Genomic DNA, 11,463 nt, shown 5'->3' with positions numbered 1-11,463 from the left:
TTCTCCCTGCGGTGTTCTGGAAACTCCCGCTCCAGCAGGCTGCGCAGCAGGTCGGCCACGGTCACGCCCTGCGTGAAAGCCGAAACCTTGATGCGCGCCCGCATGGCGGGCGTGATGTCGAGGGTGAGGCGAGCCGTGTAGAGGTCGCCCTTGCCCAGTGCATCGGCGTCACCCTGGCGAATCCACGCCTCGGCGTGCGGATTCGCAGGTGGACGCGCGCCGATGCCGACGCGCTTTGCGCGAGGTGGAGGCTTCGCGGTCATGCCGGCCACCGCAACAGTTCGTCCACCAGCGCGGTGACTTCACGCGCGGCGGCGCCGTCGGGCGCTGTCTCGCGTGCAAGCCGGCCAGCGGCCACGCTGTCGGCGAACACGATGCGCTGATGCACTTCCGCGCGCAGCGCAGGAAGCGGTTGGTCGGCCAGCGCCTGGCGCGCTTCGCGCCCGATCACGGTGGTACTGACGCGCCGATTGATGACGAAGGCCGCGCGCAGCGCAGGCCGGAACACCTGTGCCTCGCGGATCAGCGCCACCATCTCGGCGCTGGCCCACAGGTCGTAAGGGCTGGGCTGCACGGGGATCAGCACGCGCTCGGCCGCCAACAGCGCGGAGCGCGCCAGCGCCGCGATGCGTGGCGGGCCGTCGATGATGACGTGATCAGCCCGCCTGGCGAGTTCTGGCGCCTCTTGGTGCAGCGTTTCGCGTGCGAGGCCCACGGCGCTGAACAGCCGTGGCAAGCCTTGCTGGCTTCTGCGCTGCGTCCAGTCCAGCGATGAGCCTTGCGGGTCGGCATCCAGCAGAACGACGTGCTGGCCGCGCATCGCCAACTCTCCAGCGATGTGCGTGGCGAGCGTGGTCTTGCCCACGCCGCCTTTCTGGTTGAGCAGAGCAACGATCATGGCGCGGCCCTCCGTGTTGGAAAGCCGGGCTGTTGCCGCTGCGCTTCGTGCCGCGTGGCGGTTGTCCACCGTGGCGCGGCGCTTCTACTACCAGTTAGAGGTTTTAAGTTAGGGAAGTTAGAGGGGCCGCAAACCCGCGCCGTTATTGGCTTTGCGGCCGATTCGTACTCCTGATAGCACGATAGCCGTACTCCCGATAGCACGATACCTCGTACTCCTGATAGCACGAGCCCGTCCACAAGTTGCGCACCGTTTATCCCCGTGCCGTGTATGGCACGGGCCGAAAGGTCAGCAGCTCGGCGCCGTTGTCCGGCATCCGCTCGATGCCCAGGGCGTAGCCCGGCAGCGACTGCCGCGCGACCAGCGTGCGCAGGTCGTAGGCGAAGTCCGAGAAGCGCGTAGCGCTGCCCGATTTCCGATACAGGTGTCGGAAATCGAACTGCCAGCCGCCCGGCTGTCGGCCACCGTGCTTGCGCACCAGCCGGTACAGCCAGCGCTCGATGCCGCCCGTCAGCCGGAAATACGCCGGGTCGATGGTCAGCACCAGGGCGGCGTCCATGACGCCGGCATAGAACCAGTCCGGCAAGATCAGCTCCAGCCCCAAGGGCGTGCCCTTGGCATCGGCCAGTTCCTTCCACTCGTTGATCCACGAGAAGCGATGCAGGCGCCGTCCGGTCGTCTCGCGGATCGACGTGGCCACCGTGGTCGATTGCAGCCGGTCGAGGGCGGCCTTGAGGCGCTGGTAGTCGCGCAGCGACGTACCGCGCCCGATGAACCGCAGGATCTCGTAGGGCGTGGCCTGCATCAGCCGCGACGAGCGGAAGCCCGCGTCGCGGGCTTCCACGATCTGCGAGGCCGCCCATATCAGAACGTCCGCGTCCCAAATCGTGGCGATGCCATGCTCGGCCGTGCCTTCCACGCGGATCGTGACGTTCCCCGCCCGGAAGTCGATCGGCGCGACGCGCCGCGACTTCGCCAGCGAGAAGAACGGAAAGGCCATCAAGTCCTGGCTGTCGCGCGGCGCCATGTCGCCGGGCAAGGCGCGGAACAGGTCGAGCTGTTCGCGCTCTTGCAACGGCCGCTGCCGGGACGGCAGCGCAGGGCTGGACATGGCGATGGCCTCCCGCGCTCCAGTGGTCAGCGCGCACGGCTGTCGGCCGAGTGGTGCTCGGCGTATTCGGGATCGGAAGTCGTCTCGAAGCTGCGGTCGGCGGCCCAGGCATCGAGGTCGGCCACGGCGTACATGACGCGCCGGCCGAACTTGCGAAAGCGCGGGCCGCCGCCGATCACGCGCTGCTTTTCCAGCGTGCGCGGCGACAGGCGCAGGTATTCGGCGGCTTCGTCGTTGGTCAGATAGCGTTGGGGCTGCGCGGCAGCAGTTGAGACAGCGGCGGCAGGCCGCAAAGGAGCGGGACGCATGAGATGAACCTCCATCGGTTGCAAAGCTCCGGCCACACAGCGCAACCGGATGGAAGCCAGTCTCAGAAAACGAAGCTGCTCTGCTCAGGGACGTTTTGCGTCTCCATCAAAACGTCCCTTCTCAAGCGGCGACAGTTGTGCTAGGCGGCGGTAGCCGCCGCGCATCAACGCATCGCCGCGCCGCACCAGGCGGCGCACGCGGGCACGCAGATCGCCATCGGCGTGCCAGTCGGCGGCCACGGCATCGGCGCCGAACAGACCTTCGGCCACGTCGCGCAAGGACGCACCCGCCAGGGTCGCGTCGAGCGCCTGCAAGGTGTGCAGTTCCAGCAGCGCGGCAGGTGTCGGCCTACGTCTGGCATCGGCCAGTGCCGCGCCGAACACATGACCGCGCGCAGGCGCGGCAGCGCCGCCGCGGTGGGCATAGGCGACGGCCATGCCGTCTTCCAGTCCAGGCGCGAGCGCGAAGCGCAGGCAATGGCCGGGGCTGCGTGCGGTGAGCGCCAGCCCCTTGCCATCGTGGAGCAGTTGCTTATGGCCGGGGATACGCCAGAACGCGAAGGATTCGGCATCCACGGGCGGATCGGCATCGGGGTAGAGTTGCACCACGGCAGCGTGGCCGGGCTGCCAGGCCGGATGCGCGTCGCGCGCATCCAGGGCCGGGTCTTCCAGCAGGCGCAGGCCCCAGCGATGCGCCGCGTCCTGTGCTGCCTGTGACCGGCGACGATGGCGCAGCCAATCGAGCCGGTAGTCGGGGTGCCTGCGCAGGTACTCCCAGGCGAGCGCAAGGCTGTCCAGATGCAGCACGTACAGATACGCGGCAGTCGGATACCAAGACTCGGCGGCGCGATCGGCCATGACGCAACCTCCTGGGAACAGGAATCGCCGCCACGGCCGGGCTACGCGCTACATCGCCATCGTCAGAACGTCATGGGTAAAAATTGTGGCTCGGGTTGTCAAGACCAATTGGCTCCGATGCGTTGCGGTTTCCGTCTCAATGTGGCAGTGGCAGCGCCCCGACCGTGGGACGCCGTACAGGCCAGCCTGCCGCAGCCCAGGCCGGACATCATGACTGTTTCGATCAGATTTGCCGGGGTATGCCGCAAGAGTGCCGATTAAGACCTATCCGGCATGACACCAGACTGAGAAAGCCACAGTAGGCCGTACTCAGTCCGGGATGGCCCCGTCGCGCTCGGCCAGCCGGGTGTATTCCGACAGCGTGCGCGTGGGGCGGAAATAGAGGTCGCGCATCACGGGCTGCTGATGCGGCCCGACGATGCCAGCCAGCTCGGACAGCTTGACGGTTCCTTGCGCCGGCATTCCGATTCCCAGGTCGATGAGGCCCCAGGCGGTGTCGCCATCGGCGGGATCGAGCGCAGCCAGCAGCCAGGTCACATGCGCGTCCGGCGTGAACAGCCGCACCACGGGCACCGGGTCGATGGCCCGGCCAGCGGCGCGGGCCTCGCCGTTGGCGAGCAGTTGCGCGCGCTCCGGGACGGTGGCGAGTGGCTGGGGCATGGTCGGCAATCCCACAAATCCAATGATGCACGGATGCGGTTTCACGCCCAAGCGCAGAACCGCCAAACCGGATTTACGCCTTCGTGCGCAAGCGCGGATGCGCTTGCGTGGCTTTGCTGGAACCCGCCGATGCGGATTTCCGTAAAGGCACAAAAACGTAGAACACCAAATGAACACTATAGATTGTAGCTCTATAGGACGCAATGGGCTGTCATCTTGGTTTTTCGAGGGAAACCATAGGTGGCGGCTGGGAACTCATTGGCGAAGGCGTTGAAGACAGTTAGAAAGGCCCGTGGCTTGAGCCAGGAAGCCTTCTCTGACGTGTCCAGCCGTACCTATATGAGTACCCTCGAACGCGACCTGAAAAGCCCGACCTTGAACAAGCTGGCCGAGCTGTGCGAGGTGATGGAGATCCATCCGCTCACACTGCTGACGCTGGCCTATGCGGGCAATAGCCCGCACAAGGCCGACGAACTGCTGGCGCAGGTGCGCCAGGAGCTGGAGGCGGTGTTGAAGGAACGCGACGCGGCGAAGCCGCGCGCGTGACGTTGTGATGTGCTGCGACCAGCAGCACAGCGCCCCGCCGCGATGGGCGGGGCGCTGCGGCGGTCACGCCGCCTGGGGCTTGCTGCGCGACCAGATAAGGTCGTGCGTGCCGTCCTCGCCTTCGATCAGGCGGGCATAGACCGGAGCCGGGAACGAAGGATCGTCGAGGGTCACGGACAGGTAATCGCGCCCGGCCTCGCTTGTCTTCTTCCACGCCGCGCCGATGTCGTGGCCGGCGGCCTGGAGGCGGAAGTCGGGGGCGTTCTCGCTGCTGCCCTTGTCGTTGGGAACCAGCTTGGCCTTGACGTTGAGTGTCAGGGTGCGAAGCGTGCCGGTGAAGCCGTCTTTGTCTGCGGTGAAGGTGCCGATGTTGGCCATGATGTTTTCTCCTTTCGGTTGAACAAGGTTCGCGCCCATCGCGTCCTTGTTGTGATCCGGCCGGCAGGGGACGGGCTGGCCGCACCGCTTGCGGTCGAAACGCAGTGGAGAGCCGGGAGGCGAAAAGAATTTGCTGCGCGAGGAAGCCGTGCAGCGGCGGGGAAATTGTTTTCGCCGGACGGTTGCAGCCATGAAGCCCGAGGCGCAGCCGCGCCACCGCCAGGATTCACAACGAGACAAGGACGCCTTGGGTCGAACCGCTCCGAAAGGAGATAGGGCCTGCTCGGCATCCCCGCTCGAAGGCTTCTCCGGCTCGCCCGCTGACGCGGGCGAGGTCAACCCCGCAACGACAGGCGAGAACGCCTCCACCACACCTTGCGGCGCCGGTCTTGAGGCGTGGCGTGGAAGCTCCATAGCGATGCCGGGCGGGTTGTCCGTGAACCGTCCTTCGTGACGTGATGGGCAGGAACCGCCAGCGTTGAGGACGGCACGCACCTGCACAACCTGCCGCAGCAAGCGCCAGCGTGTTCGCCAGCGCCCCGTTCATCGCGGCGGGGCGCTGGACGGGCCGATCCGGCGCAGCCGGTTCGGCCACATCGAGGGGCGCCAAGCTGCGCGCGGCGGGGATAGCCCGCAGGGCTTTCCCCTGGAGGCAAGCGAAGCGCGCAGCGCCGCAGGCGCGAAGGCGTGAGCAACTGTCTTGAAAGTCAAGCCTCGCAAGCGCGCAGGCTCCATTCAATTGAAGCGTTTTGCCAATGATTCAATAAATGTTGTATTATCGAATCATGAACGAGACCCAAGCCATTTCCGCCCTCGGCGCCCTGGCCCATACCCAGCGGCTGCGCGTGTTCCGCGCCCTGGTGGTCGCCGGCCCCGAAGGGCTGACACCCAGCGTCCTCGCCGACCAGCTCGACGTGGCCCGCAACTCCCTGTCCTTCCACCTGAAAGAACTGGCCCATGCCGGCCTGGTCACCATCGAGCAGCAGGGCCGCAACCTGATCTACCGCGCCGACTTCACCCAGATGAATGGGCTGCTCGGCTATCTGACCGAGCACTGCTGCCAGGGCGGCGCGTGCGAGGTCACCGAATCCTCCTCTGCCTGTACTTCCTGCTGAAAGGATCACCCCCATGAAGCGCTTTCACGTCCACCTGCACGTCGATGACCTGAACCGCAGCATCGGCTTCTATTCCCAACTGTTCGCCGCGCAGCCCGCGCGCGTCGAAGGCGACTACGCCAAATGGATGCTCGAAGACCCGCCGGTCAACTTCGCCATCTCCACACGTGGCAACAAGCCGGGCATCGACCACCTGGGTATCCAGACCGACGATGCCGAGGAATTGGCGGTGCTGAAGGCCCGCGCCGAGGCGGCCGACATGACGCTGCTGGACGAGGGCACCACGACCTGCTGCTACGCGCGCAGCGAGAAGCACTGGATCACCGATCCGCAGGGCGTGGCCTGGGAGCACTTCCACACGCTGGGCAACATTCCGGTCTTTAACGAAGCGGCGCCTGCAGCGACTTCCGCCGCAGCGTGCTGTACCCCGGTGCGCGGCAAGCCGGTGGGCGTTGCGGTGAAGCCGGCTTCCTCCTGCTGCTGATGTGAGATACCCATGACCACCGACAAGACCTACAACGCCCTGTTCATCTGCACGGGTAACTCGGCCCGCTCCATCCTGGCCGAAGGCATCCTCAATGAATTGGGCCAGGGGCGCTTTCGCGCCTACTCGGCGGGCAGCCACCCCAAGGGCGAAGTCCACCCACTGGCGCTCGCCACGCTGGAGCGGCTGCACATGCCGACCGCCGGCTACCGCAGCAAGAACTGGGACGAGTTCGCGGCGCCCGGTGCGCCGGAGCTGGATTTCATCTTCACGGTCTGCGACAACGCCGCCGGCGAGGTCTGCCCCGTGTGGCCGGGACGCCCGATGTCGGCGCATTGGGGTGTGCCTGATCCCGCAGCCGTCGAGGGCACCGACGAACAGAAGCGCAAGGCATTCACGGATGCGGCGCTGACCTTGCGCCGGCGCATCGAGCTATTCCTGTCGCTGCCGATGCAACGCCTGGATGCCATGTCGCTGCAGCACGAGCTGCGCAGCATCGGCACGAAGTGAGGTCTGCGCGATGAGTGTTGGAACCCAAACGGCCAGCCGCGTGCCGGCCGCCCCCACCATGAGCGTCTTCGAGCGCTACCTGAGCGTGTGGGTACTGCTGTGCATCGTCGCCGGTATCGCGCTCGGCCAGTTCGCGCCCAGCGTGTTCCATGCCATCGGCCGCATGGAGATCGCGCAGGTCAACCTGCCGGTGGGCCTGCTGATCTGGGTGATGATCATTCCCATGCTGCTCAAGGTGGACTTCGGCGCTCTCGGCCAAGTCAAGCAGCATTGGCGCGGCATCGGCGTGACGCTGTTCGTCAACTGGGCCGTCAAACCCTTCTCGATGGCGCTACTCGCCTGGATCTTCATCCGCCAGGTCTTCGCGCAGTGGCTGCCCTCCGTCCAGCTCGACAGCTATGTCGCGGGCCTGATCCTGCTGGCCGCCGCACCCTGCACGGCAATGGTGTTCGTCTGGAGCCGGCTGACCGGGGGCGATCCTGTGTTCACGCTGTCGCAGGTGGCGCTGAACGACACCATCATGGTCTTCGCCTTCGCCCCAATCGTGGGCCTGCTACTGGGCTTATCGTCCATTACGGTGCCGTGGGACACCTTACTGGTATCGGTCGGTCTGTACATCGTGATTCCGGTCATCCTGGCCCAGCTCTGGCGCCGCGCGTTGCTGAGCAAGGGCCAAGCCGCCTTCGACCGGGCGCTGGAGCGCATCGGCCCTCTGTCGATCGCGGCGCTGCTGCTCACGCTGGTGCTGCTGTTCGCCTTCCAGGGCGAGGCCATCATCCGCCAGCCGCTGGTGATCGCCATGTTGGCGGTGCCGATCCTGATCCAGGTGTTCTTCAACTCCGGGTTGGCCTACTGGCTCAACCGTCGGCTGGGCGAGCAGCACAACATTGCCTGTCCCTCGGCGCTGATTGGTGCCTCCAACTTCTTCGAGCTGGCCGTGGCCGCCGCCATCAGCCTGTTCGGCTTCCAGTCCGGCGCGGCGTTGGCCACCGTGGTCGGCGTGCTGATCGAGGTACCCGTGATGCTGCTGGTCGTGCGCGTGGTCAACCGCTCGCGCGGCTGGTACGAATGCGGCCCGAACTCCGCCACCCGATAACCAACCAGGTCACTCCCATGAGCACCGTCACGATCTACCACAATCCCGACTGCGGCACCTCGCGCAACGTGCTGGCCCTGATCCGCAACAGCGGCGAGGAGCCCACGGTCATCGAGTACCTGAAGACCCCGCCCGATCGGGCGACGCTGATGGTGCTGATCGCCGCAATGGGCGTATCGGCGCGCGCCGTGCTGCGCGAGAAAGGCACGCCCTATGCCGAACTGGGCCTGGGCGACCCGCAGTGGGGCGATGACCGGTTGATCGACTTCATGCTCCAGCATCCCATCCTCATCAACCGGCCCATTGTGGTCACGCCGCTGGGCACGCGCCTGTGCCGGCCTTCGGAGGCCGTGCTGGACATCCTGCCGCAGCCGCAGCGCGGCGCGTTCCGCAAGGAAGACGGCGAAGCCGTGGTGGATGCGGAGGGTCGCAGGGTCTGAGACCTCCCGCACAAGCGGCAGGCAATCTGAAGTGAGGCTGGTATTATCGAATTTCGTTATCGATATTCGATATGAAAGAGAAACCTACTCCACGTGCCATGGAGCACCACGACCTGCTGTCGGGGCTGATCCGCCTGCATGTGCTGCACCACGCAGCCGAGCAGGAGATCTACGGGCAATGGATGATCGACGAGCTGGCCCACCACGGCTACCGCCTCTCCCCCGGAACGCTGTACCCGATGCTGCACAAGATGGAGCGCGACGGCTACCTCGTCTCCCGCCAGGAGCGTGAAGGGCGCACCGTGCGCAAGCTCTACACGATCACGCCCAAGGGCAAGGAAGGCTTGGCGCTGGCCAAGGACCGCATCCGGGAGTTCACCGGGGAGGCGATGCACAAATGACAGATTCCACCAACACCTTGCAGCATGAGGCCGCTGCCGCGCGCGGCTCACCCGTCGAAGTCTTCGGCGCCTTCCTCAAGCTGGGGCTGACCTCCTTCGGCGGGCCGATCGCGCATCTGGGCTATTTCCGCTCGGAGTTCGTCGAGCGTCGCCGCTGGCTGGATGACCGCAGCTACTCCGATCTGGTCGCCCTGTGCCAGTTCCTGCCGGGGCCGGCCAGCAGCCAGGTCGGTATGGCGCTGGGGTTGGGCCGCGCGGGCTGGCTGGGGCTGCTGGCGGCCTGGGCCGGATTCACCTTGCCATCGGCGATTGCGCTGATCCTGTTCGCCTTTGGCATCGCCGAGTACCAGGGGCTGGCCCAGTCCGGCTGGGTGCACGGGCTCAAGGTCGTCGCCGTGGCCATCGTGGCGCAAGCGGTCTGGGGGATGGCCAAGTCGTTGTGCCCGGACCGGCCGCGCGCCGCGCTGGCCATTCTGGCGGCGCTGCTGACCATGGTCCTGCCCTCGGCCGCGGGACAGCTTGCCGCCATCGCGGTGGCAGGGCTGCTGGGCTGGTGGACATTGAAGATCGCGCAACCCGGCGGCGGCCACGCCCACAGCTACCCCGTCTCGCGCAAGCTGGGCATCGTGGCGCTGCTGCTGTTTGCCGCACCGCTCGTCGGGCTGCCCCTGTGGGCGGCAGCCACGGACTCGTCCACGATAGCCCTGCTGGAAGGGGTGTACCGCTCCGGTGCACTGGTCTTCGGCGGTGGACACGTTGTGCTGCCGCTGCTGCAGGCCTCGGTGGTGCCCAGCGGCGTCGTGAGCAATGCCGACTTCCTGGCCGGCTACGGTGCGGCGCAGGCCGTGCCGGGGCCGCTGTTCACTTTCTCGGCCTACCTCGGCGCGGTCGCCCACGGACCGCTGCATGGCTGGATCGGCGGGCTGGCACTCCTGGGCACGATCTTCCTCCCCGCTTTTTTCATGCTGGTCGGTGCACTGCCGTTCTGGGAAGGGCTGCGCCACCGCGCGGGCATCCAGACGGCCATGGCCGCGGCATCAACGCCGGCGTGGTCGGTATTCTGGTGTCCGCCCTCTATGACCCGGTATGGACGAGTGCCATCCACAGCAAGGCGGATTTTGGGCTGGCGCTGCTCTCGTTCGGACTGCTGACGGTGGGGCGCGTGCCGCCGGCGCTCGTGGTGCTGTTAGCCGGGCTGGTGGGCTGGGTCATGGCGATGGGCGTCTGAATCTCATGTGGCACACCCTGACCATCCAGCTCCGACACGAAACCGCCGACGACATTGCCGCCATCGAAGCGGTCACGACCGCCGCCTTCGCTGATGCACCACACACCAGCCACACCGAGCAATTCATCGTGCGCGCCTTGCGTGCCGCCAACGAACTGACGCTTTCCATCGTGGCCGAAGAACATGGGCGCGTCGTCGGTCACGTCGCGCTGTCGCCAGTAACGATCACCCATGAGCACAGGCGAAAGACCGAGGGCTGGTATGGGTTGGGGCCGATCTCCGTCCTGCCGCCAAGGCAGGGGCGAGGCATCGGTTCGCGCCTGATGGAACAGGCGCTGTCTGAACTGCGGGCTATGCAGGCCGCAGGCTGCGTGCTGCTGGGAGATCCAACGTACTACACGCGCTTTGGCTTCCAGGCCCATGCGGGCTTGCAACTGCCGGGCGTGCCGCCCGGCTATTTCATGGCGCTGGCCCTGCATGGGACAGTGCCGGAAGGCATCGCGCACTACAGCGATGCCTTCAACGCCGCCGCCTGAGCCAGCGCGAAGGCGGCGGCGTTTTAATTCGGCTATTGGCCTTGAACACCGGGCGCGGCCACTGTCGCACCCGGATTTCGCGTCCACCGCGCCCAGGGCGGAACGGCCTGGGCGCGGTGCTGATCGCGGTTATTCCTTCGTCTCGATGCGCCACCACACAAAGCGAAGCGCCCCGGTCGAGGCCGGGGCGCTTGCCTTCGGCGCGGGTCAAGCGGCCAGTGCCTCGGCGGGTTCATCCGCCATTGCCTCGGTATCCTCCGGGGCGTCCTGCTCCGGGCCTTCTTCCTGCGCGGCCTCCTGCGGGCCTTCGGCCTTGAAGATGGCGGGCATCCAGCCGGTGCCATCGGCCAGCCGCTCGGCCTCACTGGCAATGTCGGCCTTCTTGAGCTTCGCCAGCCGGGTGACGAATTCCGGTGCAAACGCGCCCACGGCATCCAGAATCACGGCCTTGGAAACGTGCTTGAAGTAGCCTTCTGCGGTCGGCTTCCACCATGCGGCCATGTCGAGGCCCACGGCCTGCGCCAGTTCCTTGCCGGGCTGGTGCGGCGTGGCACGGGGCGTCACCACGTCCACCGTGGAAGCCACGCACACGGCCAGCAGCCGCACCAGTTCGTCTTGCGACTTCGCCAGCAGCGCGGCGAACAGTTCGGCGCTGTCCTCCGGCAAGGCTTCACCGGCTACCTGTTGCAGTTCGCGCAGCGCCACGGCGGCAGGCGATTCCGGCCAGTCCGGGGCCATGCCTTCCAGCCGGTCTTGCGCCGTGAGGCGCACGCCGAGTGGCAGTCCATCGCCGTAGGCGTCGGGCTGCAAGACCTTCTGCACCATGCCATGCACCAGCGCGGCCAGCGCGACGTGCGGATGCCGTGCGACTTCGATTTGCAGCGCCGCCGTGCG

General features: G+C 66.6%; 15 protein-coding genes and 2 pseudogenes. 9 read left to right on the top strand and 8 right to left on the bottom strand.

Annotation, left to right across the window (positions count from 1 at the left end; genetic code table 11):
- From APY03_RS26835 to APY03_RS26810, 6 genes are all read right to left on the bottom strand, one after another.
- A partial coding sequence (locus APY03_RS26835) for a chromosome partitioning protein ParB (protein WP_068681666.1) occupies positions 1–263 on the bottom strand: 263 nt, incomplete at its 3' end.
- On the bottom strand, positions 260–898 hold the full coding sequence (gene parA / locus APY03_RS26830) for a ParA family partition ATPase (RefSeq protein ID WP_068681664.1): 639 nt from the start codon (positions 896–898) through the stop codon (positions 260–262). The genes APY03_RS26835 and parA, both read right to left, overlap by 4 nt.
- A gap of 253 nt (positions 899–1,151) precedes the next feature.
- The gene (locus APY03_RS26825; RefSeq protein ID WP_015014850.1) at positions 1,152–2,009 is read right to left on the bottom strand and encodes a replication initiator protein A; all 858 of its coding nucleotides are present in this window, start codon (positions 2,007–2,009) and stop codon (positions 1,152–1,154) included.
- 26 nt (positions 2,010–2,035) lie between these two features.
- A complete protein-coding gene (locus APY03_RS26820) occupies positions 2,036–2,317 on the bottom strand; it encodes a helix-turn-helix transcriptional regulator (RefSeq protein ID WP_013721771.1) in 282 nt (93 codons plus the stop codon).
- Positions 2,318–2,401: 84 nt separating this feature from the next.
- Entirely contained in the window at positions 2,402–3,175 is a 774-nt protein-coding gene (locus APY03_RS26815) for a DUF2285 domain-containing protein (protein WP_013721772.1), read from the bottom strand.
- A 309-nt stretch (positions 3,176–3,484) separates the two neighbouring features.
- A complete protein-coding gene (locus APY03_RS26810; RefSeq protein WP_015014849.1) occupies positions 3,485–3,835 on the bottom strand; it encodes a DUF2958 domain-containing protein in 351 nt (116 codons plus the stop codon).
- A gap of 240 nt (positions 3,836–4,075) precedes the next feature.
- Here APY03_RS26810 and APY03_RS26805 point away from each other — a divergent pair, with 240 nt between their 5' ends.
- The gene (locus APY03_RS26805) at positions 4,076–4,381 is read left to right on the top strand and encodes a helix-turn-helix domain-containing protein (RefSeq protein ID WP_013721774.1); all 306 of its coding nucleotides are present in this window, start codon (positions 4,076–4,078) and stop codon (positions 4,379–4,381) included.
- A gap of 63 nt (positions 4,382–4,444) precedes the next feature.
- Here APY03_RS26805 and APY03_RS26800 read toward each other — a convergent pair whose 3' ends face one another.
- Positions 4,445–4,759: a DUF736 domain-containing protein gene (locus APY03_RS26800; RefSeq protein WP_015014848.1), complete on the bottom strand. Its 315-nt coding sequence runs from the start codon at positions 4,757–4,759 to the stop codon at positions 4,445–4,447.
- A 767-nt stretch (positions 4,760–5,526) separates the two neighbouring features.
- Here APY03_RS26800 and APY03_RS26790 point away from each other — a divergent pair.
- From APY03_RS26790 to APY03_RS26755, 8 genes and pseudogenes are all read left to right on the top strand, one after another.
- Positions 5,527–5,874 carry an ArsR/SmtB family transcription factor gene (locus APY03_RS26790; protein ID WP_003107245.1) on the top strand — a complete coding sequence of 116 codons (348 nt, stop codon included), beginning with the start codon at positions 5,527–5,529 and terminating at the stop codon, positions 5,872–5,874.
- Positions 5,875–5,887: 13 nt separating this feature from the next.
- On the top strand, positions 5,888–6,358 hold the full coding sequence (locus APY03_RS26785; RefSeq protein WP_003107243.1) for an ArsI/CadI family heavy metal resistance metalloenzyme: 471 nt from the start codon (positions 5,888–5,890) through the stop codon (positions 6,356–6,358).
- Between the two features lie 12 nt (positions 6,359–6,370).
- Complete coding sequence (locus APY03_RS26780) at positions 6,371–6,868, top strand: arsenate reductase ArsC (protein ID WP_013721777.1); 498 nt, start codon at positions 6,371–6,373, stop codon at positions 6,866–6,868.
- A gap of 10 nt (positions 6,869–6,878) precedes the next feature.
- On the top strand, positions 6,879–7,964 hold the full coding sequence (gene arsB / locus APY03_RS26775) for an ACR3 family arsenite efflux transporter (RefSeq protein WP_068681661.1): 1,086 nt from the start codon (positions 6,879–6,881) through the stop codon (positions 7,962–7,964).
- 17 nt (positions 7,965–7,981) lie between these two features.
- Positions 7,982–8,404 carry an arsenate reductase (glutaredoxin) gene (arsC, locus tag APY03_RS26770; RefSeq protein ID WP_013721779.1) on the top strand — a complete coding sequence of 141 codons (423 nt, stop codon included), beginning with the start codon at positions 7,982–7,984 and terminating at the stop codon, positions 8,402–8,404.
- A 98-nt stretch (positions 8,405–8,502) separates the two neighbouring features.
- Positions 8,503–8,805, top strand: a complete 303-nt coding sequence (locus APY03_RS26765) for a PadR family transcriptional regulator (protein ID WP_003107234.1) — start codon at positions 8,503–8,505, stop codon at positions 8,803–8,805.
- Positions 8,802–10,033, top strand: a pseudogene (chrA, locus tag APY03_RS26760) (chromate efflux transporter). Before APY03_RS26765 ends, chrA begins: the two are co-directional and overlap by 4 nt.
- A 17-nt stretch (positions 10,034–10,050) precedes the next feature.
- The gene (locus tag APY03_RS26755; RefSeq protein ID WP_023980163.1) at positions 10,051–10,569 is read left to right on the top strand and encodes a GNAT family N-acetyltransferase; all 519 of its coding nucleotides are present in this window, start codon (positions 10,051–10,053) and stop codon (positions 10,567–10,569) included.
- Positions 10,570–10,776: 207 nt separating this feature from the next.
- On the opposite strand, the pseudogene APY03_RS44545 reads toward APY03_RS26755, so the two are convergent.
- Positions 10,777–11,463: pseudogene (locus APY03_RS44545) on the bottom strand (chromosome partitioning protein ParB); the annotation flags it as partial.

It is taken from the genome of Variovorax sp. WDL1 (assembly GCF_001541225.1).
Lineage (GTDB): Bacteria > Pseudomonadota > Gammaproteobacteria > Burkholderiales > Burkholderiaceae_C > Variovorax.
The sequence above is the reverse complement of the archived record's forward strand: the minus strand, read 5'-3'. Positions and strand labels throughout refer to the sequence as shown.